This window comes from Pantoea sp. LMR881 (assembly GCF_027157825.1).
In the GTDB taxonomy this organism is placed as follows: Bacteria; Pseudomonadota; Gammaproteobacteria; order Enterobacterales; family Enterobacteriaceae; genus Pantoea; species Pantoea haifensis.
The window spans coordinates 46,217-66,231 of record NZ_JAPVOK010000001.1; the positions used below are offsets into that span (position 1 = coordinate 46,217).

A 20,015-nucleotide genomic window follows, 5' to 3' on the forward strand; every position below is an offset into this window, starting at 1 on the left:
AGATTAGCCAAAGCAGTGGGCTGTGAAGAAACTGGCGCACCCGATGGGCGCGCCTGCGGTCAGAAATCCGCTTTCAAAACGATGCGGTAATTTGCTTTACCAGCACGTAAGTGATCGAGTGCGTCATTGATTTTCGACACTGGAAAGTATTCCACTGTGGATGAGATGTCGGTGCATCCCATAACATTTTTAGCTGTGTCTAACTTTAAAAAGCAGAAGCATTAAGGTAGATAAATGTGGTGCTTGTCAAATTGTTAAAGCGGTACACATCCCCTTTAGTGGTTATATGTACCGCACTTGCTTTAATCATAAGTTGAGCAGACTCATCAGATGTTGATAAAAAGATCGATATTTACCTCCAACTCTCTTATAAAAATCTTCGTCGGTAATATTTGTGGGAACCAGATAATATTGATAAACATTCTTAGTCGTTGCCCCTGCACTTCCTTGAGTAATATATAAATCGGTTGATGGGTTAATGTTCTCCCTGCGAATGATTGACTCTTCAAAAGGGGAAAATCTCACCACTTGCCATAAAACATATATTAAGAGAAAAATAAGGAGAGCCAATAAAATATATCTTTTTTTAAAACCCAGCGCGTACTGCATAATCAATCCCGGCTCTTATCCATGTTTGATCTTTAGGGTCATCTCCGTGCGATTCAGGGCCAAAATAACTTAAAAAATCATCATTGCTTGTTCCTGCAATTCTCTGTGCTAATCCAGCGGCACGTAATAACGCTTCTGAGGAAATTCCTGCTGCCGTACCTATTGCACCATAATGAAAATTGCTAAAATTTTCATATTTTCTTCCCGAGTTATTTTTATAATCCCAGGGGCCACGATTTTTAACCTGCCTATAGAACCAATAATAAGTTAACGCTGAAGGGCCTTTATGAAACCTTGCTAACATCATATTGTCAATCAACGAGACTCCAGGTGGAGAGAAAGAAGATATGTCACAAGGAGGATGAGGTGAGGCAGCTAAAGTTGGATATCTCATTCAGTTATGTCCTTTCTTTCCAGCTATCGGAAAAATTATATTGCCATCACAATGTTTCCATGTGATTTTTTCATAGCGCAATTCGATGCATTCCAGATGGTTGTGTTTTTGTTTAGAAGGATCTTTTGTATCATGCATTACAGGCGAAATCCCAACAACATGTACTTCCTGAAGCTTTATAGTGAAATATTCAACCTCCTGGCCTGCATCATTAATATGGTACTACTTAAATTCTGCGCTTTTTAACATCTGCCCTGTACAGGAAGCCTTATATAAATAGGGGCTTGATGTATCGAACTCTTTCATAAAGATAATCCCAGAGTGCTTTCTGACCCCTGTGATTTTCCCCGTGATTGCATCAGTGGGTACGGTTACGTTATGAGAAAAGCCATTTACTTCAATACTCCCATCTCTACCGTTAACATCAACGGAACCTTTGATAATCTGATCACCATCATCCTTGAGCCATAAGTAAGCTGGAATTGCCATTAATAACGCCTCTATAATTTAATGAGGCGAGATTAAAACATATAAAAATCTTTTATGGCATTCAAAAAAAATCTTTTACCTTAATTAAGATGGATAGACTTTCTTGTTCTGTATCAATTTAATTAAAAGATATGAATAATATGTATTAACTATTAGTAATACCGACAATGGGAATAAAATATGTAACATTATCCTCATTCGCTATTAAAGGAATCATTAACGACTGAGGAAGAAGCGCACCCGATGGGCGCGCCTGCGGTCAGAAATCTGCTTTCAAAACGATGCGGTAATTTGCTTTACCAGCACGTAAGTGATCGAGTGCGTCATTGATTTTCGACATTGGAAAGTATTCCACTGTGGGTGCGATGTCGGTGCGTGCAGCCAGCTTGAGCAAAGCGCGCAACTGGCCAGGCGAGCCGGTTGATGAACCCGTAACCGCACGATCGCCTACAATCAGGCTAAAGGCAGGAACTTCAAAGGGCTTCATCACTGCACCGACCGTATGAAACTTACCTTGTGGTGCCAGTGCGTTGAAGTAAGGTTGCCAGTCAAGATCAACAGCAACGGTGCTGATAATCAGATCAAACTGTCCAGCTAACGCCTTCAACGCTTCGGGATCGCGGCTGTTCACCACATGGTCTGCACCCATATCAAGAATGGCTTGCGTTTTACTGGCTGACGAACTGAATGCTGTCACCTCTGCACCGATAGCGCGCAGGATTTTGATCGCAATGTGACCTAACCCGCCAATACCGATCACACCAACCCGGCTGGACACAGAAATATTATGCATTAACAGCGGCTTAAAAACGGTAATGCCACCACACAACAGCGGACCGGCAGAAGCAACATCTAACTTTTCAGGTAATGGAATCGCCCATTGCCAGTTGGCGCGCAGTTTATTCGCGAAACCACCATGATTATTGATAGTCGTCACTTTGCCTTGCTCGCAGTTCACCTGCTGGCCATTAATACATGCATCGCAGTGTTGGCAACTTTTTGCTGTCCAGCCAATACCCACGCGCTGCCCCAGCTTCAGCCCTTTATTTTTTGCGCTATCGCCTAATGCGACCACACGGCCAATAACTTCATGACCAGCGACCAGTGGATAGGTTGATCCTCCCCATTCGTTATCGATCATGGATAAATCGGAGTGACACACGCCGCAATAGTCCACCTCAACCTCAACATCCTCAGCGTCCAGCGGGCCAGGATCGTAATCGTAACGTTCTAAGGCCTGCCCGGCCTGCATTGCGGCATAACTTTTAACTGTCATTATTCACCTCTGTTTAAATTACGGCTTTTGCGGTTAGTGTATTGGCAACCGTCACAAATTGACCTCCACCCAGATGGTGTAAGGTATGTAAATCGCGGTTGTTCGCATCAAAATGCCAGCGTCCGTCATAAAAAACCCGACTGTCCGCAGCGGCCGAGACAACTTCGCCGAACAATGTGTCGTAATCCTGTTGTGCTTCAGTTTCAGGCAGCAAACGACACTCAAGCCAGGCGACACAGGATGCTTCAAGCAAGGGCACACCGAGCTCGCGGCCGCGAATTGCCTGAATATTTAAGGCTTCAAATTTGTCTTTATCGCGACCCGACATACTGCCCACAGCATAGGTAAGATCAACGAAGGCGGCTGCAGGAACACAGATACCAAATGTGCCGCTGGACTCAATCAGTTCACGCGACCAGGTTGCTTTATCTACCACAATAGCGATACGTGGCGGCGTGAATTCAACGGGCGTTGACCAGGCCGCAGCCATAACATTTCGTCGCTGTGATTGAGGATCTTGACTGGTAATAAGGATGACAGGACCGTGATTAAGCAGACGGCTGGCGTGCTGTAACGCAACCGGGAGAAAATGCGACATGAATAATCCTTTGAGGCCGAAAAGCGAAACGATTTAAGCATAGCCTGAAAATAAAACTATAAGCTGCTGTAACTCAGTCACTTTATCGGCTTTTCTGCCGTATTCACTTGCCGCATCGTGCCCCGGTGCGGAAAAAGTTATAACAGGTCGTGATTTAAGGGTGTACGGAATGCGTGGCGTGCGGCATTCATTAACTGGCTGGCCGTCACCGTGGTTGGTAAGCGCATTAAAATTTTGCTCGCCTGCCAGTAACACAGCACCATCATTTCATCATCTTCGCTTTCTGCCAGCTCACGTAGACGTGCGCGTAACGACAGCACATTAAGCGTTTGATGTTCGTCCAACATGTCAGCAATGGTCTGATTGATTATTTGATGGAGTGTTTTCCAGGACAGATCTGTGTGCAAAATTAACCTCTTTTAATGCTTCTTGGCTCCGGGCAAATGAATATCAAAAAACCGTCGCAGCAAAGCCTGCAACGCAAAGGCAGAGAAATATGGCAATAACTATAGTCGCTTCTGCCTGCTGTCGCCGGGAGATACCTACATAAATTTAAAGCCGCCGATTTTAACGATTTTTGCCGTCATTTGTCGTGCTTTAACAACGAATTAGCACAGAGTATTGCAGTGCCTGGTGGGTTGCAATAGTCAAAAATAAATTTTATGTTATTGATAATTATGATTTTATAGAGATTATTATTGTTTCTCTCTGCCAAAACCAGTCACGCATTACCATGACGCTGCCTGTCAGGCGGCACGACATAAGGATTCTGTTATGGCTTTAACACTGGACCAATTACGCAGTAAATACCCCGATGCACTTGCCTGGTCATTTGGTGATTCGCCTGAATTAGCCAGTCAACTTTCTACGCTGGTTATTGCCGGAAAAAAAGTGGCTACCTGTGGCGCGTTACTGACGTGGAATGCAGAAGCGAGTAAGCCACAGCCAGGCGGCTACAGCATTATTCTTAACGGTGACAACCGTCCTGTTTGTGTTATTCGTACTACTGGATTGTTTTTAACGCGCTTTGATCGCGTTACGCCAGAAATGGCCATGCTTGAAGGCGAAGGCGACCTCAGTCTTGATCACTGGAAACAAGAACATCAGCGTTTTTTTCAACGAGAAGGCACTTTTCATCCTGAGATGGAACTGGTGTTCGAGACATTCCAGTTGGCAGAAGTGATTTAGTTTGCGCTGCGTCGCAATTTCATTATTCAGATAAAAGAGTGGCTTGCCATAACAGCGGGCCTGCTCTGCTTTTAGAGAGGTAAAACGCATCCTCAGTTTTTACCTTAAAAAAGGTTAACATCTACACGATATCAATTGTCTCAATCAGCACTCGCCGGTTTTTTAGGGCTGTGTCAAATAAGCCTGTTAAAAAACCCCTTTCCCGAGAGTTAAACCAAAAATATGCATCAGAAAAAAAGCTAATATTGTTAGCGCATAAAAATAACATTATTTATGAAAAAGAAATGGCACGCCAGATAGTTAATAATAAATAAAAGTGTTTTCACGCCATTACTTATTCAAAGGATTTTCTTATAAAGCGCAATAAAAAACGGCTGATAACGCATAAGATAAATAAATCATAAGTCAAACTTTATTTTTAATGGCAATCAGCGGCTAAAAAAAGATAAATAAAAAAGCCAATCTTTTCGAGAACAAAATGAAAACGGCATTTTTTCTGTTTACCACCTATTTTCTTGCATCCTGTTCATCAACAGATGATAAAAAATATCGAACCGTCATGGATACGCTCACTGCAGAAAAAAAGACAAGATTATTCAAGCCATCGTCATACCGGAAAAAAATGCTGAACGAAGCGACCTGTTAAATAAAGTAGCAGCTTCTTTTTTGGGCACGCCCTATCAAGGTGAAACCCTTATTGGTTCTCCAAACAGAGACGAAATGCTTGTCGTGAATTTTAACGGCGTGGATTATTTTGCTTTTATCGATTATGTTGAGGCCCTCAACCGGGCTACCAATCGAAAAACATTCTTAAACAGTTTTGCCAAAACCCGCTATGTTAAAGAAAACGTTACGCTCTTTAACAGAAAACACTTCTTTTCTGATTGGTTTGCTACTTTTCCTCGTAACGCAATGGATGTAACCCAGGCTGTCAGTCCTGACGCCATTACTGTTACCAGGCAATTAAACAGCAAAGCTGATGGTGAATACATACCCGGACTGGGTATCCCGTCTCGCAAAATCAGCTATATTCCAGCCAGCGCCATTAATGAACAGGTCATCGGCAATCTTAAAAGCAGCGATTACATCGGCGTCTATTCAGACCTGCAAGGGCCCGATGTTACGCATGTCGGAATTGTAATAAAGGAGAACGGAAAAGTCTGGTACAGGAATGCCTCTTCTCTGTCCGGTAATATAAAAGTGATTGATACGCCTTTTACGGTATTTATGAGCAACAAGCCCGGCATTATCGTTTTACACGCAAAACAAACATTATTAATGGTGTGCTGTACGCTGGTTAGCTCACTTATTAACAGAAAATCACTGAAGTGAATCCAGTGTGTAACCGGGTCAGGGAATAACCTGACCCGTCACTTAATTCACCCTGTTATTTTAAAACGGTCAATTTGTTTCCAACAGCGAATAACGTTCCAGCGGCGCTGCTTTACTTATCAATTTATTTTTAACCATATAATCTGCAAATGCCTGATATTTTTGGCGATCAAATTTACCCGCATCGCTGGTAAAAAAGGGCAACGTTGCCTGCCAGGCCTGATGATTTAAGGGCGTATTGAGTTCAGGATAGGCTTTGATAAATGCCTGCCAGACCTCCTCGGGATGTGCCCGCAACCAGGCGACGCCTTCATTCAATCCCTGAATAAATTTTGACATCCGCACATCGCTTGCCGCTGTTTTCTGGTTAGCCAACAGAATCAACTCATCATAAGCCGGAACACCGTGCTCTTCGGGTTTAAATACCTGCGGCTTTGCTCCCTGCTGCTGCAATTCCAGTAGTTCATAGTTGCGGTAGATTGTCATGGCCCCGTCAATTTTATGGCTCAACAGCGCCGATGCCGCGTCCATATTTAAATTGATCAGCTTTACCGAATCAGGATCCACGCCAGCCGATTGCAGCATATTTCGCATCGCAACATCTTCGAAACCGGGGATAGCGTAACCCAGGGTTTTCCCCGCGAAATCTTTTAGCGAATGGATATGTTCACTATCCAGTGTGGTCAGCGTATTGAGCGGCCGATCAATGAGTGTACCGACACGTATCACAGGGACATCTTTATCCACCAGCGTATTAAGCTGCGGTTGATAGCTTACGGCCAGGTCTGCTTTACCCGCAGCCAGCAGCAACGGCACTGAAGCAGAATCGGCAGGTGCTATCATCTCAACATCCAGACCCTGACGAGCAAACGCGCCGCTGGATTGCGCAGCAAAAGGGCCGCATGGTTAGGATTAACAAACCAGTCGAGCAGCAAGCGCACTTTTACATTAGCCTGTGCAGTGACAGAGCAACTTAATAACAACAGCGACGTAAACAGAGCTGCGAATTTATTCAAAATAATGTCCTTAAACAGAAGTCCAGAGGAACTGGCGGCGTAATAAGCTGACTGCGCCAGAAAGCAGCAGCGCCAGTAACAGTAAAATCGCCAGCGCGGCAAAACTCAGTGCAGTTTCCAGTCGCGCATTGGCATGCATCATCAGATACCCCAGCCCTTCGCTGGCCCCGACCCATTCCCCTATCACAACGCCAATTGGCGCGAGGATCACGGCCATTTGCAAACCAGAGAAAAACTGCGGCAGCGCAGCGGGCCAGCTCACATGATAAAAGTGACGAAATCGCGAGGTGTTAATGGTTTGCGCCAGTTCAAGCCATCCAGGCGGCGTGCGGCACAGCCCCTCAAACAGTGACAGGCAAAGCGGGAAAAAGATGATTAAGGCAGCAATAACAACTTTGGATGCGATACCAAAGCCGAGCCACAAAACCAGTAAAGGAGCCAGCGCGAAAACCGGTATCGCCTGGCTGGCTGTAATCAGCGGAAAAAGCAGCCGTCGTAACAGTTGGCTGGCTGACATCGCTATCGCGAGCACGATCCCACTACCGACGCCCAGCAACAGCGCCAGCGCGATTTCTGCCAGTGTAAATAAGAAATGGTGCCACAGCAGTCCAGCCTGCTGCTGAGCAGCTTGCAGTACCGCCAGCGGTGCGGGCAAGAGAAAAGCGGGCACGCCTGCATGGCGAGCCACCTGCCAGCCGCAGCCCAGCACCACCAGCAGATAGATAAAGCTAAAAAGGTTATTTCTCATCGCTATTCAGCCTGTGAAAAAGCTCGCCTTGCGTTTGTAACAACGCTGTATCTTCTACTGCGCGTGGCGGTTCACCATTGGGTACAGCGAAACGGTCAACGCGCAAAGGTGTTTCACTTAACAGGCAAATTTCATGCGCCATGCGGCAGGCTTCCAGAGGATCGTGGGTGATGAGCAGAACGGTTTTTCCTCTTAGCACGTTCGCGGTGAGGGTTTGCAGGCTGAGTTTGGTCATCACATCCAGCGTCGCGAAAGGCTCGTCCATTAACACAACGGGACGATCAAGGTAGAGCGTGCGCGCCAGTGCCACACGCTGACGCATTCCACCGGATAACGCAGCAGGCAGTGCATGCGCGTACCCGGCGAGCTGAACCTGCTCCAGCAATACACTGGCACGCGAAATGTTGGGTTTTTCTCCCTGCAAACGTGAGCCGAGCATGATGTTTTCGCGCACGGTCAGCCAGGGATAGAGCAGATCCTGCTGGCCCATCCATGCGATCTGCTGTTTCAACGGACATGAATTGCTGCTGATAATCTTGCCGCGATCAGGCGTAAGCAAACCCGCAACTAATCTCAATAAGGTACTTTTGCCAATGCCGCTGCGCCCGAGAAAAACGGTGGTTTTTCCACCCTGCAGATGCAGTTCAAAATCGTGAAAGAGACAACATTCTTCCCAGGAAAAACCCACTTTTTCAAAGCTGATATCCGGTCCGGGCTGCATCTTAGTTCCTGTTGGCGGCAATGATTGCCAGCCGGGTAAATCCGCGACCTTCCAGCGTTCGTGCTGCCTGGGCGGCGCGAATACCGCTGGCGCAGACCAGCACGATGCGTTGATCAACGGGTGGTTGCCAGTGTGCAATTTGCTCTGGCAGCACACGTATCACCGCGTCGGTGATACTGGCGGGTGCTTCCTCCACGCTGCGTAACTCGACAATACAGTCATCTTCGTCCAGAAGCTGGCTGTCGATAAACGCCACAGGGGATTTCTCAGGCTCCTCTGCCTGTTCGAAACGAAACTGACGAAAATGCCAGTTAGCGAAGTCGCAGTTAATCATGCAGCCGAGCGGTGAAGGTGTCAGGTTTAACAGCAGGCTGAGCGCCATTTGCGCCTGTAAAGCCCCCAGCGTCGCCACTGCTGGCCCCATCACACCTGCGGTGTTGCAGTTAGCGGACGCGGCTGGCAATTGCGGAAACAACGCCCGGTAGCCAGGACCGCCGCCGCAAAAACAGCCGACATAGCCCTGGCGACCAAGCACTGAGGCGCAAACCAGGGGAAGCTGTCGTGGATAACAGAAATCGGAGAGTTGATACGTAATGGCAAAATTATCCGCAGCGTCGATCACCAGATCGATATCAGCTAATGCCTCTTCTAACAGGCTGGCGCTCAGGGCCTGGGGATCGCTTCCACCGTGCATTCAGGATTGCGCTTCGCTAAGGCGCGCTGGGCACAAAGGGCTTTCGGTTTGCCTGTATCTGCCATCTCATACAGCGTTTGCCTGTGCAGATTATGCAACTCTACGCAATCACCATCATAAAGCCGGATATAGCCGACCCCCGCGCCTGCCAGCAAAGGCAGCAGCGTGGAACCTAAGCCGCCTGCACCAACCACCAAAACCCGCGCGGCAGTTAAACGTTGCTGACCGGCTTCGCCAATTTCCGGCAGCACAGCTTGCCGCTGATAACGACTCATAGAGATCCTTAGCTGAACTGAGCCAGACCAAAAACAGGCGTAGACGCTGCCGCCATATCGCGCCGCTCCATCATTCCTGCCTGCTGCGCTTCATACCCGGCGTGAATAGCTGACGCAAATGCACCCGCCATGCGCACCGGATCGCGCGCTTTGGCAACCGCGGTATTAAGCAGGATGCCATCAAATCCCAGTTCCATAGCCTGTGTGGCCTGGCTCGGCGCACCGATGCCCGCATCAATGATTAGCGGCACATCTTTGAACCAGGCTCGCATGGTACGTAACCCTTCTGTATTGCGTAATCCCTGTCCGGAACCGATGGGTGCTCCCCACGGCATCAGCAGTTCGCATCCCGCTTCCAGCAGTTTCTCACCGAGGATCAGATCTTCTGTGGTATAGGGGAAAACCTTAAACCCGTCGGCGCAAAGAATGCGTGCCGCTTCAACCAGTGCAAACGGATCGGGTTGCAGCGTATCGGCATGGCCAATGACTTCTAATTTGATCCAGGGGGTATTAAATAATTCGCGTGCCATTTGCGCGGTCGTTACGGCTTCTTTTACCGTATGACACCCGGCCGTGTTCGGTAAAACGCGCTTGTCGAGTTGCCTGAGTAATTCACGGAATGCGCCGCCCTGACTGCCTTCGCGACGCAGGCTGACGGTAATAATTTCCGCACCTGACGCGCAAATCGCCTGCTGCAAAATTTCTGGCGAGGGATAACCGGCCGTGCCAAGCAAAAAGCGTGACTGGGGTTGAAAGTCGTAAAACATGATTATCCTCCCTGCATCGGAGACAGCACTTCCAGCTGGCAACCCGCTTCAATGTGCTGCGTCTCATAGCGCGAGCGCGGCACAAACTCGCCGTTAATGGCGCTGGCGACGCAACCTGCGTCAATGTTTTGCTCACGCAGCAGGTCAGCCAGGGTACTGGCTTCGGTATCAATGGCGCGGCCATTGAGCTGAATACGCATTACATCGTCTCCTGTGTCAGTAGCTGTAGCAGTTTCTCGGCCATTATCGGTGCCAGCAAAAAGCCATGGCGATACAGCCCGTTCAATGAAAAAATGCCCTGTTCATAGCGCACTTCAGGCAGGTTGTGCCGGTAGGCGGGACGCAATCCCGTGCCGCTTTCCAGCACGCGGGCTTCTGCCAGCGCCGGATGGAGGGTATAAGCTGCGCTGAGCAGCTCCATCATTGCACGTGCGCTGATCGGGCTGTCGTCGTGACTCTCCACCATCGTCGCACCAAGCATGAAACGACCGGAAGCGCGCGGCACCAGATAGCAGGGAAAACGGGGATGAAGCAGACGCACCGGACGTGAAAGGTGCACTTCATCACTGTGCAGAATAAGCATTTCACCGCGCACGGCGCGCAGTTCAGGTTGTGCATCTGCTGCGTGAATGCCACGACAATCAATAATTTGCCCGCTGGGTTTACCGTTATGAAATTTGACATCAGCCTGCTGGAGATCATGGCGTAGCTGTTGCATCGCCACCCGGGGATCAAGATGTGCTTCACCGGCGAAAAACAAGCCGCGTGCAAAACGATTCTCAAGCGCCGGTTCGATCTCGCTGGGTGTGATCCATTGATGCCCGGAAGTCATACTGGCGAAGCGGATCAGCTCCTGGCTGTCACGCGGTGGTGCAATAACCAGCGTGCCGTTATGGGCAACGCCATCAATACGCTTTGCCCACCACGCGGCGGCGTGTTGTCCCCAGGCGATCACTTCTGCTGGGGCGCTTTCCGCTTCGCACCAGGGCGCAAGCATACCGCCCGCCCAGTGGGATGCCGGGCGGCAATCATCATCAGAAATGACTTCAATTGATTCGCCATGCTCCGCCAGCAGTGTCGCAACACAGAGTCCAGCGACACCGCTGCCCAGCACCGACCAGCGGCTCATGACGGACGTACCCGTTGTTGAAAGAAGAATTTCATCACGTTGGCCTTGTCGTTTAACAACGAAGACCCGTGATACAGGAAAGGGAAAAAGGCGAGAGCAATGCGAAACCGGCTCTTGCGGCATGTATCTCATCAGACATGAGGTACAAGTCTTCCTACGCCAGTATCAACTGGGTCAGGTTCGAAGGGTCGCTAAGCCGCGCGTTGCGCTATTAGCCTCTCAGTCTCTTGGGCGAGACTCCCCTGACAGGTTCTATTTGTATTTTAAGGGCGATGATTCGTCAAGCATGAGGTAACGATTTAACCCTAATCATATTTTGGCAGACGATCGTTATTCCCCTTCAGCCCATGATTAAGTTCACACGGTTGAATAACAACTTAAGCGGCAAAAAGGTCGTCAGAAGCTGCGCTAACTTCTCCGGCTGCTCTTCAGGAATAAAATGCCCGCTATGGGCCACCGTTACGCCTTCAACCTGATGAGCAAAGGTGCGTAACGGTGAAGCCATATCAGGAACAGACCCCTGATCGGCACTGACTGCGAGTACGGGAAGAGCAAGTTTTCCCTGAGAGAGACGCTCACAGTTCTGCCTGGCTGATTGCGCCACGGCGCGATAAAACGCCAGACCAGCACGTAAAGCGCCCGGGCGGCGAAAGATACGCAAGTATTCTTTCATCGCTTCGTCATCAAAAATGTAGGGATTAGCTGCTTTGCGTTTCAAAAACCAGTCGAGATAAATCTCCTCGCGCCCACTGATAAGGGCTTCAGGTAAATCGCTAACTGTATGAAAGGCAAAGTGCCAGGTTCTCCAGGCCTTATCCGGTGTCACCGGCAACCTGTCTGACAGTGTGATGCCCGGAATGCCTGCATCCAGTAATGCCAGCTTAATGACGTTATCAGGAAACTGCGCGGCCAGCGGAAAGGCAACCCATGCGCCAACGTCGTGCCCGACCAGATTGAAATGCGTAACGTTGAGATGCGCCATTAGCGCCATTATTTGCTGTGCAATAGTGTCGGTATCGTAGCCGCTCTCGGGCATATCGGAATCCCCCTGCCCCGGCAAATCGGGCGCAATGACGTGAAATTTTGTTGCCAGTTGGGGAATAACGAATCGCCATGCAAAACTGCTTTGTGGAAAACCCGCCAATAACACTATCGTCTCTGCTTCAGGATCACCTGCGCTTAAATAGTGCAGGCGCTGCTGGTTAATTAAAGCGAAATTGTGCTGATAACCTTCATTACTCATTGAAATCTCCCGATCCATAATTAAGGAAATGGTCATTTCCTAATTGTTGAAAAATTTTTAACTGAGCGTTTTCAATGCCAGCGGAACAATGCTTTGATCAGGCCGCGTAGACGCTATTTTCCCTGCTACGCGCATCCCCAGAACAATGCATAACATGAGTGACGCCGCAGCGTCCGCGTCGATCTCTGCATTAACTGAACCGTCCTGCTGGCCTTGCTGAATGAGGGAGGTGATGGTTCGCAAGTTTCGCCTCATCGCTTCGCTTACCGCCTCGGCAAGTTCTTGATCCAGGGTCTGTACTTCAACGGCGCTTCCCGCCACCAGACAACCACGTTGCCCTTCAATATCCTGGACTGAATCAACATAGAAATGCAGCAACGCTTCCAGACGTAAAATTCCCGTGGCGCACTTTTCCAGTCGTGTGCGCAGCTCCTGGTTTCGCAGCGAGAGATAACGCGCAAAAACCTGGGAAAACAGGGTGCGTTTATCGTTGAAGGCTTTGTAAATGCTTCCCGTGGTTAACTGCATGGCACTGCTGAGATCGCCAATCGACGCAGCGTTAAAACCTTTTTCACGAAACACCAGCATGGCGCGATCAAGGGCGTCTTCAGGCACGAATTCGCGTGGCCGGCCTCGTTCTTTAATGATGTTTTGCACAGAAATCCACTGACCTCAATTAGGAAATGATCATTCCCTTTAGGTTAACCGAAGAAATGCACCAGGGAAGCGAAGCACAAAGGGTTTTTATTTTTCCGATCCCGACATGATGTGCAGCGTATCCATTAACGATGAGGGAAAAATTTGTCCGTGCGTCTGACCTGGATAGCGCGACAAATGTAAATCAACCCCTTTTTGCATAAGAATTTTGATTAACTGGCCTTCCTCCCGCTTGAGGTCAACAGAGTGGCCTTTACGCTGCTCAGTCACGCCATCGCCTTCCATCAGGTAAAGCGATCTGTTTTGCAGGTGGCGGGGGTTGCTCTCTTTGCCAGTTTTACGATACGCTGATCGCCCCAACCTAATGACGGTGCGGCCGCAAAAAAGTCATGGAACCATGTTGCGTTGTAGAAGGTGTCAAGAACAAACAGCCCGCCGAAGGAGTGCCCCCATATCGCACGTTTTGATGGATCGCTGGGCGCACGTTTTTCAACGTAAGGGATGATCTGTGTGAGTAAAAACTGGCGAAACTCCTGGCTTCCTCCCGTTTTGCGGCCCTGAACAAGCGGTTGTTTCACCGCAGGATCGACAGAGGTGGGCGTGTAATCATAGCTGCGCGCAATCACATCGAATGGCAGATTCGTGTCATAACCTACCGCTACCAGCACCGGAGGCTGATCTTCAAACATCTGCTTTAACAGCGGCTCCGATAAGTGTGCCATCGCCGCGTTACCGTCCAGCATGTACAGCACCGGATAGCCCGTTGAAGGAGCCGCTTTCTCAGGAATACCGATCCAGACTTTGTAGCGCCGCTCACCCGCCGCTGAATTAAAAAAATGCGTTTCAAACTGATAGTACGCCGAGCCGGTGTCAGCAATATTTTTCCCCAGAGGTTTGAGATCAGGTCTGGCTAAAAGCGTGGCAGGTGAGAAAAGCAGGGCCAGTGTGAAAAGCAGAGAGATAACCAGAGGCGGTGAAAAACGGGTATTGCGCATAAAGTAAGATACCTGAAAGGGGTTCGTTAGCCTGAATCCTAACAAATTACCGCCGGGATAAAATCCCGGCTTTTTTAAGGGTATCCCGACTGTTCAGGCGACACCGAAAGAGCGCAGTATTGCCGTCATCACCGCTGCGCCAAGGATAATCACGATCAATGGCGCTTTGCGCCAGGCCAAAAACAGTGCGAATAAAACACCCATAACGCGCGCCATTCCGGCAAAGTGCTGCCCTTCAAAAAGCGTGGTGGTTGCTGCCACGGCGAATAACAGGATGGTTGCAGCATCGGACAACAGGCTCTGTGTGCGTTCGGTGATCGGTAAACGATTGCCAAGTTTAACCCCCATAAAGCGCATCAAATAGGTTCCCACCGCGAGTAAGGCGATGCCGGCGATAATCATACCCTGTTGATTCATTTGCGCCCTCTCCATGTCAGCAAACCCAGTAACGAAAACAGCACGGGCATGCCCGCAGGCACAAAGGGGGTAGCAATCAGTGAAAGTAGTGCCCCCACAGAGGCGGGAATACGGGTACGGCGCTGGCGCAGGGCCGGGAAAATCAAGGCAATTAAAATGGCAGGGAAGACGGCGTCGAGGCCGATTACAGAGATATCAGGGATAAACTGGCCAATAGCGGCACCGGTCATCACACTCACCGGCCAGATGAAACCAATCCCGATGCCGCAAATCCAGAATGCGGTACGCCGTTGTTCAGGCTGCGGTTGGGATATGCCAAACACGACGCTTTCATCATTCATGATATGGCAACCTAACAGTCCACGCGCGCCCCGGCCGACCAGGTCTTTAACCGCAATACCAAACGGCAAATGGCGTGCATTCACTAATAATCCTGCTGCTGCGGCCGTAAAGGGACTGCCGCCACTGGCCACAATGCCAATGAATAAAAATTCAGACGCGCCCGCCAGTACCAGCGTAGACAATGCCAGTGGCACCCATAACGGAAACCCATCAGCCGTCGCCAGCGAGCCATAAGACAAGCCAACAATGCCATCAGCAATACAGACCAGAAAAATGGCTTTTATGACCTCTTTTTCTGGCTTCCCTTTTGTGGCAACATAACAATTTCATCTCATAACGAACGAATTATTCATTATAATGAACCGCACCGCATTGCATTACAAGACGAACATTATGTTCGATTTAAAAAACAGGAGTCGCTTTGATTACACCTATTAGCATTATTGCCCATGCCCTGGTTCGCGAACGCCAGCGCGCCGGTTTATCGCTGACAGAGGTGGCGCATCGGGCGGGTATCGCCAAATCAACGCTTTCTCAGCTGGAAGCAGGCAACGGTAATCCCAGCATAGAAACATTGTGGTCGCTGTGCGTGGCGTTAAATATTCCCTTCGCGCGTTTAATGGAGCCTGAAGCGAACCAGATGCAAGTGATCCGTCGCGGAGAGGGGCCTACGGTCACCGCAGAGTTAGCTGATTATCAGGCAGTGTTGCTGGCAACCTGTCCGCCCGGTGCGCGTCGTGATATTTATCTGTTGCATACGCAGCCAGGTTCTGAACGCCGGTCACAGCCGCATTCGCCTAATACGGTAGAGCATCTCATTTTAACGCAAGGACGGGCCTTGACTGGGCCAGCTGGCTCACCAGTAGAACTTAATCCGGGCGATTACATCCGTTATCCGGCTGACAAAGAGCACATTTTTCGGGCTCTGGAACCCGATACCTTAGCGGTATTAGTGATGGAACATATTTAAACCTTCAGGCGTACAAACTGTATTGAAATTAAGGCTAATTTTGTTATGTTATAACATAACAAATTAATCATTCTTTACAGGAACCGCTATGTCATTCACTTCTGCTGCATCATTACAGGGTCATCGACTGCCCGTTACCGTCCTCTCCGGTTTTCTTGGTGCGGGCAAAACGACGCTGCTTAATCATATTCTTCATAACCGTGAAGGACGACGTATCGCGGTGATCGTTAACGATATGTCCGAGATTAATATTGATGCCTCGCTGATCAAAAATGGTGGGGCTGAACTCTCCCGCACCGATGAAAAGCTGGTAGAGATGAGCAACGGTTGTATTTGCTGCACCTTGCGTGAAGATTTGCTGCTTGAGGTTAAGCGTTTAGCGCAGGAAGGTCGCTTTGACCAGCTAGTCATTGAATCAACAGGTATATCAGAACCGCTGCCCGTCGCAGAAACGTTCACTTTCGCAGATGATGATGGTGTCAGCCTCTCACACATTGCGCGGCTTGATACCATGGTTACCGTGGTAGATGGTTATAATTTTTTGCGCGATTACCAGTCGGTTGATTCATTACAAGCGCGTGGCGAATCACTGGGTGAAGGAGATGCACGATCGTTAGTGGATTTGTTAGTCGACCAAATTGAATTCTGCGACGTGCTGGTAGTGAATAAAACCGATCTTATTACCGGGAGTGAGTTGCATCATCTCAAGGCAATATTGTATTCACTCAATCCACGCGCGCAAATTATTCACACCGCCTTCGGCAACGTCGCCCTCGATCAGGTTTTGAATACCGGATCATTTGATTTTGATCAGGCTGCACAGGCGCCAGGATGGCTTCAGGAGCTGCGTGGTGAGCATCAGCCAGAATCAGAAGAGTATGGTATTCGTAGCTTTGTTTATCGCGCTCGCCGCCCTTTCCATCCACAACGTTTCTGGTACGCCGTTAACCATCAACTCAGCGGCGTAATCCGGTCCAAAGGCTATTTTTGGCTGGCGAGTCGCCCGGAATATGCCGCAATGTGGTCACAGGCGGGCGCAGTGGCGCAGCAGGGTTATGCAGGACGCTGGTGGGCAAGTATTCCCCGGGACAGCTGGCCGCAGGATGTCGAATCGCTCAATTTTATCGCAGAACAGTGGCTTGAGGACGTCGGCGATGCACGGCAGGAATTAGTGTTCATTGGTATCGAAATGAATAATGAACAGGTATGCGCAGCACTTGACGCTGCACTCCTGACGCCAGAAGAAATGGCCGCCGGTCCAGAATACTGGATAACGTTACCTGATCCTGTTCCAGCCTGGTTTGAAGAAGCTGAAGCATAAAATTGTCGTATGTCTCCTCTGGTTGACGCGGCTGACATCATGATTGATCTTAACTTCTTGCTGGCGGCCCAGTGCCGCCGTTTCTCAGCCGGGAGAATATCAATAATGTCACAGCGTATTGCTGTTGTTGGTGCAGGCGTAATTGGTTTATCAGTGGCACGTTCGCTGGCAATAAAAGGCGCGAACGTCACAGTATTCGATAAAAATTTGCCAGGCAGCGGCACCAGCCAGATTAGCTTTGCCTGGGTAAACGCGAATGGCAAAAGTCCGGAGAGCTATCATCAGCTTAATGCTTTAGCAATTGAAGAACATAAGCAGTTGCAACGTGAATCTGCCTCTCTGGCTCCCTGGTTGCTCGAAACCGGCACCTGGGAATGGGCTGCTGATGCCGCGACTCTAAGACAACTGGAAAAACGAGCAAAAAAACTGGCTGCGTTGCAGTATCCGTTTCGTCAGGTGGATCGTGATGCCTTACTTAAAAACTTGCCGGAACTGCAGCTTGATCCTCGCGTTACGCAAGCCTGGCATTTTTATTCTGAATGTTTGATCTATCCCAGCTTGCTGATTGCGCGTTTGCTTGCCGATCTGCGCGAGCATGCTGTCGAAACACAGACTAACAGTGAAGTCATTGCGCTTAATGAAAGTGACAACGCTGCCAGTCTGATACTGGCTAATGGTACTGAGTGGCGCGGAGACAGCATTGTGCTGGCAACAGGTCGCTGGTCGCCCGAGCTGATGAAGCAACTCGGTTGGGAACTGGCAATGACCGATGCCAGTCGGGCAGATAAGACTGCGTGCAGTTTTTTGGCGCACACTAATCCATTGCCGATTCAGCTTAACAGCAACATCATTACGCCTGAGTTAAATGTGCGTCCTGATGGCGGAGGTAGACTGATGTTACAGGCACTCGATCTGGATCATCATGCCGATCCTGCACGTCCCGCCCATGTTGATGGCATGATTGGTCAGGAGATGTTGAGAAGGTTACGTCGTCTTTTTGTAATACACAAGGTGCGCGGATTGAGCGAATAGACGTTGGACAACGTTCACGACCCGCTGATGGTTTGCCTGCGATGGGCTATGTGACAGCCGCTCAGCGCATCTATTTGATGGCAACCCATAGCGGCATGACGCTGGCACCACTTGCAGGCAGATTAGTGGCGGATGAACTGATCACCGGCGCGCGCTCAGATATGCTTCGCGAGTTTGCGCCGGATCGATTGCTGAGTCCGTTTAACGCAGATAACGTTTCGTCTGTTGCTGCTTATTTACCTGCGGCTCAGTAATTAACGGCGGTTCTTCCAGACAGTCTGCACGTTACAGAATTCGTGAACGCCGAAATGGGATAATTCACGACCGTAGCCACTTTTCTTAACTCCGCCGATTGTCACGCGCGGGTCAGAGGCGCCGTTACCATTGATAAACACGGCGCCCACTTCAAGCTGCTCACTCATCCGCTCGGCGATAGCGTTATCGCGGGTCCAGACCGTTGCGCTAAGTCCAAACTCACTGTGGTTGGCAATCGCCAGAGCGTGTTCAGGATTTCGCGCCACGGCAATTGCAGCGACCGGGCCGAAAAGCTCCTGTTTAAAGGCGGTCATTTCTGTTGTGACGTCGGATAAAATAGTGGGAGCATAATAGTTCCCCTGCCCTGCCAGCTTTTCGCCACCCAGAACCAAACGTGCACCTTCACGAAGTGTGGATTTAACTTGTTCGTCCAGCTCATCACGTAAATCAGTGCGCGCCATCGGTCCCAAAAAGGTATTTTCATCTGAAGGATCGCCCATTGTCAGTGCTTTGACAGCAGCGGTAAAACGAGACTCAAACGCTTCAGCAATGGATTCTTCAACGATAAAACGCTTAGCCGCCATACAGACTTGCCCGGTGTTTTGAAAACGGCCAATTACTGCTGATTTTACGGCTTCGTCCAAATCTGCATCGGCGAGAACGATAAAAGGATCTGAGCCGCCCAGTTCAAGTACGGTTTTCTTCAGGGCTGCACCCGCTTGTGATGCGATGGCTGCACCCGCACGTACGCTCCCTGTCACTGCAACAGCAGCTACCCGATTATCTTTAATCGCTGTTGACACACCAGCATTATCGACATTGATAAGATTGAATCCCCCTTTTGGAAGATCGGTTGCATCAAATAGCTCTGTCATCAGTGTGGCGCACCCCATGACGTTTGGTGCATGTTTTAGCAAGTAGGTATTCCCTGCCAGCAACATACTCACAGCGCCGCGCAGAACCTGCCAAAATGGGAAGTTCCACGGCATGACGGCGAGGATCACGCCAACGGGACGAAATGTCTGCCATGCTTCGGGAATTTGAGTCGGTTGATCGGCCAGCATTGCTGGGCCATTTTCTGCGTACCAGTCACACAGGTTTGCGCATTTAAGAATTTCTCCCCGCGCCTGAGCAATGGGCTTGCCCATTTCCAGCGTAATCATGCGCGACAGCTCTGCTTCACGCTGACGGAGCTGTTCACCCAGCTGACGTAACACGGCAACGCGGGTTTCCATGCTGCTGTAACGCCATTCGCTGTAGGCTTGTGCGCTTAGTGCCAGTGCCTGCTCCAGCTCAGCGGCAGATTGCATGGGATAACGTGCCAGAATCTCACCGGTTGTAGGATTTTGGGAAATAGCAAAATTCATCAGAGACCTCGTTACAGGATGAGTAAATGATATGACTCACCATACGCCCTGTAGTTTGTGATGAAAAATGAATAATAAAGATTAAGTTGTTTACGAATTAAGAAAGACTAAAGATCAGGTTGGTACAGCATAACGCGCTCAGTTTTTCCAGCAGGCACTGACGATAAATAAGCAGTTATG

The 20,015-nt window shown here is 49.5% G+C and carries 24 protein-coding genes, 4 pseudogenes and 1 riboswitch; of the genes and pseudogenes, 6 read left to right on the forward strand and 22 right to left on the reverse strand.

The window, feature by feature from the left end; all coding sequences use genetic code 11:
* Positions 1-59 precede the first annotated feature (59 nt).
* The 7 genes and pseudogenes from O3W44_RS00370 to O3W44_RS00400 form a co-directional block, all read right to left on the reverse strand.
* Positions 60-158: pseudogene (locus tag O3W44_RS00370) on the reverse strand (cinnamyl alcohol dehydrogenase); the annotation flags it as partial.
* A gap of 148 nt (positions 159-306) precedes the next feature.
* Entirely contained in the window at positions 307-609 is a 303-nt protein-coding gene (locus O3W44_RS00375; RefSeq protein ID WP_269291536.1) for a hypothetical protein, read from the reverse strand.
* Positions 587-928 (reverse strand): polymorphic toxin type 44 domain-containing protein, encoded by a 342-nt coding sequence (locus O3W44_RS00380; protein ID WP_269291537.1) that lies wholly within the window; start codon positions 926-928, stop codon positions 587-589. The genes O3W44_RS00375 and O3W44_RS00380 overlap by 23 nt, the downstream gene beginning before the upstream one ends.
* Positions 929-1,007: 79 nt before the next feature.
* Positions 1,008-1,492, reverse strand: a pseudogene (locus tag O3W44_RS00385) (Hcp family type VI secretion system effector).
* A gap of 259 nt (positions 1,493-1,751) precedes the next feature.
* On the reverse strand, positions 1,752-2,768 hold the full coding sequence (ahr, locus tag O3W44_RS00390; RefSeq protein ID WP_269291538.1) for an NADPH-dependent aldehyde reductase Ahr: 1,017 nt from the start codon (positions 2,766-2,768) through the stop codon (positions 1,752-1,754).
* Positions 2,769-2,781: 13 nt separating this feature from the next.
* Positions 2,782-3,366: a flavin reductase family protein gene (locus tag O3W44_RS00395; RefSeq protein WP_269291540.1), complete on the reverse strand. Its 585-nt coding sequence runs from the start codon at positions 3,364-3,366 to the stop codon at positions 2,782-2,784.
* A gap of 137 nt (positions 3,367-3,503) precedes the next feature.
* Positions 3,504-3,773 carry a hypothetical protein gene (locus tag O3W44_RS00400; protein WP_269291542.1) on the reverse strand — a complete coding sequence of 90 codons (270 nt, stop codon included), beginning with the start codon at positions 3,771-3,773 and terminating at the stop codon, positions 3,504-3,506.
* A 367-nt stretch (positions 3,774-4,140) separates the two neighbouring features.
* Between O3W44_RS00400 and O3W44_RS00405 the strand changes: the two genes are divergently transcribed.
* Together O3W44_RS00405 and O3W44_RS00410 are read left to right on the forward strand one after the other, a co-directional pair.
* Complete coding sequence (locus O3W44_RS00405) at positions 4,141-4,554, forward strand: ASCH domain-containing protein (RefSeq protein ID WP_269291543.1); 414 nt, start codon at positions 4,141-4,143, stop codon at positions 4,552-4,554.
* 478 nt (positions 4,555-5,032) lie between these two features.
* Positions 5,033-5,820: pseudogene (locus O3W44_RS00410) on the forward strand (N-acetylmuramoyl-L-alanine amidase-like domain-containing protein); the annotation flags it as partial.
* A gap of 135 nt (positions 5,821-5,955) precedes the next feature.
* Here the strand turns inward: O3W44_RS00410 and O3W44_RS00415 are convergent.
* The 14 genes and pseudogenes from O3W44_RS00415 to O3W44_RS00480 form a co-directional block, all read right to left on the reverse strand.
* Entirely contained in the window at positions 5,956-6,729 is a 774-nt protein-coding gene (locus O3W44_RS00415) for an ABC transporter substrate-binding protein (RefSeq protein ID WP_269291545.1), read from the reverse strand.
* Positions 6,726-6,902: a hypothetical protein gene (locus O3W44_RS00420; RefSeq protein ID WP_269291546.1), complete on the reverse strand. Its 177-nt coding sequence runs from the start codon at positions 6,900-6,902 to the stop codon at positions 6,726-6,728. The genes O3W44_RS00415 and O3W44_RS00420 overlap by 4 nt, the downstream gene beginning before the upstream one ends.
* 10 nt (positions 6,903-6,912) lie before the next feature.
* Positions 6,913-7,650, reverse strand: coding sequence for an ABC transporter permease (locus tag O3W44_RS00425; RefSeq protein WP_269291547.1), 738 nt, complete (start codon positions 7,648-7,650; stop codon positions 6,913-6,915).
* Entirely contained in the window at positions 7,640-8,371 is a 732-nt protein-coding gene (locus tag O3W44_RS00430; RefSeq protein ID WP_269291548.1) for an ABC transporter ATP-binding protein, read from the reverse strand. Before O3W44_RS00430 ends, O3W44_RS00425 begins: the two co-directional genes overlap by 11 nt.
* 1 nt (position 8,372) lies before the next feature.
* Positions 8,373-9,340 (reverse strand): annotated as a pseudogene (locus tag O3W44_RS00435) (ThiF family adenylyltransferase).
* Between the two features lie 8 nt (positions 9,341-9,348).
* Positions 9,349-10,107 (reverse strand): thiazole synthase, encoded by a 759-nt coding sequence (locus O3W44_RS00440; RefSeq protein WP_269291549.1) that lies wholly within the window; start codon positions 10,105-10,107, stop codon positions 9,349-9,351.
* A gap of 2 nt (positions 10,108-10,109) precedes the next feature.
* The gene (gene thiS / locus O3W44_RS00445) at positions 10,110-10,307 is read right to left on the reverse strand and encodes a sulfur carrier protein ThiS (RefSeq protein WP_269291550.1); all 198 of its coding nucleotides are present in this window, start codon (positions 10,305-10,307) and stop codon (positions 10,110-10,112) included.
* Complete coding sequence (locus tag O3W44_RS00450; protein WP_269291551.1) at positions 10,307-11,236, reverse strand: FAD-dependent oxidoreductase; 930 nt, start codon at positions 11,234-11,236, stop codon at positions 10,307-10,309. Before O3W44_RS00450 ends, thiS begins: the two co-directional genes overlap by 1 nt.
* A gap of 134 nt (positions 11,237-11,370) precedes the next feature.
* Positions 11,371-11,490: riboswitch (TPP riboswitch) on the reverse strand.
* Between the two features lie 86 nt (positions 11,491-11,576).
* Positions 11,577-12,479 carry an alpha/beta fold hydrolase gene (locus O3W44_RS00455; RefSeq protein WP_269291552.1) on the reverse strand — a complete coding sequence of 301 codons (903 nt, stop codon included), beginning with the start codon at positions 12,477-12,479 and terminating at the stop codon, positions 11,577-11,579.
* Positions 12,480-12,536: 57 nt separating this feature from the next.
* A complete protein-coding gene (locus O3W44_RS00460) occupies positions 12,537-13,136 on the reverse strand; it encodes a TetR/AcrR family transcriptional regulator (RefSeq protein WP_269291553.1) in 600 nt (199 codons plus the stop codon).
* Positions 13,137-13,223: 87 nt separating this feature from the next.
* On the reverse strand, positions 13,224-13,406 hold the full coding sequence (locus O3W44_RS00465; RefSeq protein WP_269291554.1) for a hypothetical protein: 183 nt from the start codon (positions 13,404-13,406) through the stop codon (positions 13,224-13,226).
* Positions 13,407-13,420: 14 nt separating this feature from the next.
* Positions 13,421-14,131 carry an alpha/beta hydrolase gene (locus O3W44_RS00470; protein WP_269291555.1) on the reverse strand — a complete coding sequence of 237 codons (711 nt, stop codon included), beginning with the start codon at positions 14,129-14,131 and terminating at the stop codon, positions 13,421-13,423.
* Between the two features lie 93 nt (positions 14,132-14,224).
* On the reverse strand, positions 14,225-14,548 hold the full coding sequence (locus O3W44_RS00475) for an AzlD domain-containing protein (RefSeq protein WP_269291556.1): 324 nt from the start codon (positions 14,546-14,548) through the stop codon (positions 14,225-14,227).
* Positions 14,545-15,174, reverse strand: a complete 630-nt coding sequence (locus O3W44_RS00480) for an AzlC family ABC transporter permease (protein ID WP_269291720.1) — start codon at positions 15,172-15,174, stop codon at positions 14,545-14,547. The genes O3W44_RS00475 and O3W44_RS00480 overlap by 4 nt, the downstream gene beginning before the upstream one ends.
* 137 nt (positions 15,175-15,311) lie before the next feature.
* On the opposite strand from O3W44_RS00480, the gene O3W44_RS00485 reads away from it, so the two are divergent.
* From O3W44_RS00485 to O3W44_RS24830, 4 genes are all read left to right on the forward strand, one after another.
* Complete coding sequence (locus O3W44_RS00485) at positions 15,312-15,860, forward strand: helix-turn-helix domain-containing protein (protein WP_269291557.1); 549 nt, start codon at positions 15,312-15,314, stop codon at positions 15,858-15,860.
* An 88-nt stretch (positions 15,861-15,948) separates the two neighbouring features.
* The gene (zigA, locus tag O3W44_RS00490) at positions 15,949-17,181 is read left to right on the forward strand and encodes a zinc metallochaperone GTPase ZigA (protein ID WP_269291558.1); all 1,233 of its coding nucleotides are present in this window, start codon (positions 15,949-15,951) and stop codon (positions 17,179-17,181) included.
* 105 nt (positions 17,182-17,286) lie between these two features.
* On the forward strand, positions 17,287-18,213 hold the full coding sequence (locus O3W44_RS00495) for an NAD(P)/FAD-dependent oxidoreductase (protein ID WP_442954577.1): 927 nt from the start codon (positions 17,287-17,289) through the stop codon (positions 18,211-18,213).
* A 41-nt stretch (positions 18,214-18,254) separates the two neighbouring features.
* Positions 18,255-18,467: a hypothetical protein gene (locus O3W44_RS24830; protein ID WP_442954578.1), complete on the forward strand. Its 213-nt coding sequence runs from the start codon at positions 18,255-18,257 to the stop codon at positions 18,465-18,467.
* On the opposite strand, the gene O3W44_RS00500 is transcribed toward O3W44_RS24830, so the two are convergent.
* A complete protein-coding gene (locus tag O3W44_RS00500) occupies positions 18,468-19,835 on the reverse strand; it encodes an aldehyde dehydrogenase family protein (protein ID WP_442954579.1) in 1,368 nt (455 codons plus the stop codon).
* Between the last annotated feature and the right edge of the window lie 180 nt (positions 19,836-20,015).

Bases quoted from the DNA above. Each gene is read 5' to 3' on its own strand.
- O3W44_RS24830 (WP_442954578.1), top strand. From the start codon at position 18,255: ATGGGCTATGTGACAGCCGCTCAGCGCATCTATTTGATGGCAACCCAT.
- thiS (WP_269291550.1), bottom strand. From the start codon at position 10,307: ATGCGTATTCAGCTCAATGGCCGCGCCATTGATACCGAAGCCAGTACC.
- O3W44_RS00405 (WP_269291543.1), top strand. From the start codon at position 4,141: ATGGCTTTAACACTGGACCAATTACGCAGTAAATACCCCGATGCACTT.
- O3W44_RS00500 (WP_442954579.1), bottom strand. From the start codon at position 19,835: ATGAATTTTGCTATTTCCCAAAATCCTACAACCGGTGAGATTCTGGCA.
- O3W44_RS00475 (WP_269291556.1), bottom strand. From the start codon at position 14,548: ATGAATCAACAGGGTATGATTATCGCCGGCATCGCCTTACTCGCGGTG.
- zigA (WP_269291558.1), top strand. From the start codon at position 15,949: ATGTCATTCACTTCTGCTGCATCATTACAGGGTCATCGACTGCCCGTT.
- O3W44_RS00495 (WP_442954577.1), top strand. From the start codon at position 17,287: ATGTCACAGCGTATTGCTGTTGTTGGTGCAGGCGTAATTGGTTTATCA.
- O3W44_RS00395 (WP_269291540.1), bottom strand. From the start codon at position 3,366: ATGTCGCATTTTCTCCCGGTTGCGTTACAGCACGCCAGCCGTCTGCTT.
- O3W44_RS00440 (WP_269291549.1), bottom strand. From the start codon at position 10,107: ATGTTTTACGACTTTCAACCCCAGTCACGCTTTTTGCTTGGCACGGCC.
- O3W44_RS00430 (WP_269291548.1), bottom strand. From the start codon at position 8,371: ATGCAGCCCGGACCGGATATCAGCTTTGAAAAAGTGGGTTTTTCCTGG.
- O3W44_RS00450 (WP_269291551.1), bottom strand. From the start codon at position 11,236: ATGAGCCGCTGGTCGGTGCTGGGCAGCGGTGTCGCTGGACTCTGTGTT.
- O3W44_RS00470 (WP_269291555.1), bottom strand. From the start codon at position 14,131: ATGCGCAATACCCGTTTTTCACCGCCTCTGGTTATCTCTCTGCTTTTC.
- O3W44_RS00455 (WP_269291552.1), bottom strand. From the start codon at position 12,479: ATGAGTAATGAAGGTTATCAGCACAATTTCGCTTTAATTAACCAGCAG.
- O3W44_RS00415 (WP_269291545.1), bottom strand. From the start codon at position 6,729: ATGATAGCACCTGCCGATTCTGCTTCAGTGCCGTTGCTGCTGGCTGCG.
- O3W44_RS00425 (WP_269291547.1), bottom strand. From the start codon at position 7,650: ATGAGAAATAACCTTTTTAGCTTTATCTATCTGCTGGTGGTGCTGGGC.
- O3W44_RS00375 (WP_269291536.1), bottom strand. From the start codon at position 609: ATGCAGTACGCGCTGGGTTTTAAAAAAAGATATATTTTATTGGCTCTC.
- ahr (WP_269291538.1), bottom strand. From the start codon at position 2,768: ATGACAGTTAAAAGTTATGCCGCAATGCAGGCCGGGCAGGCCTTAGAA.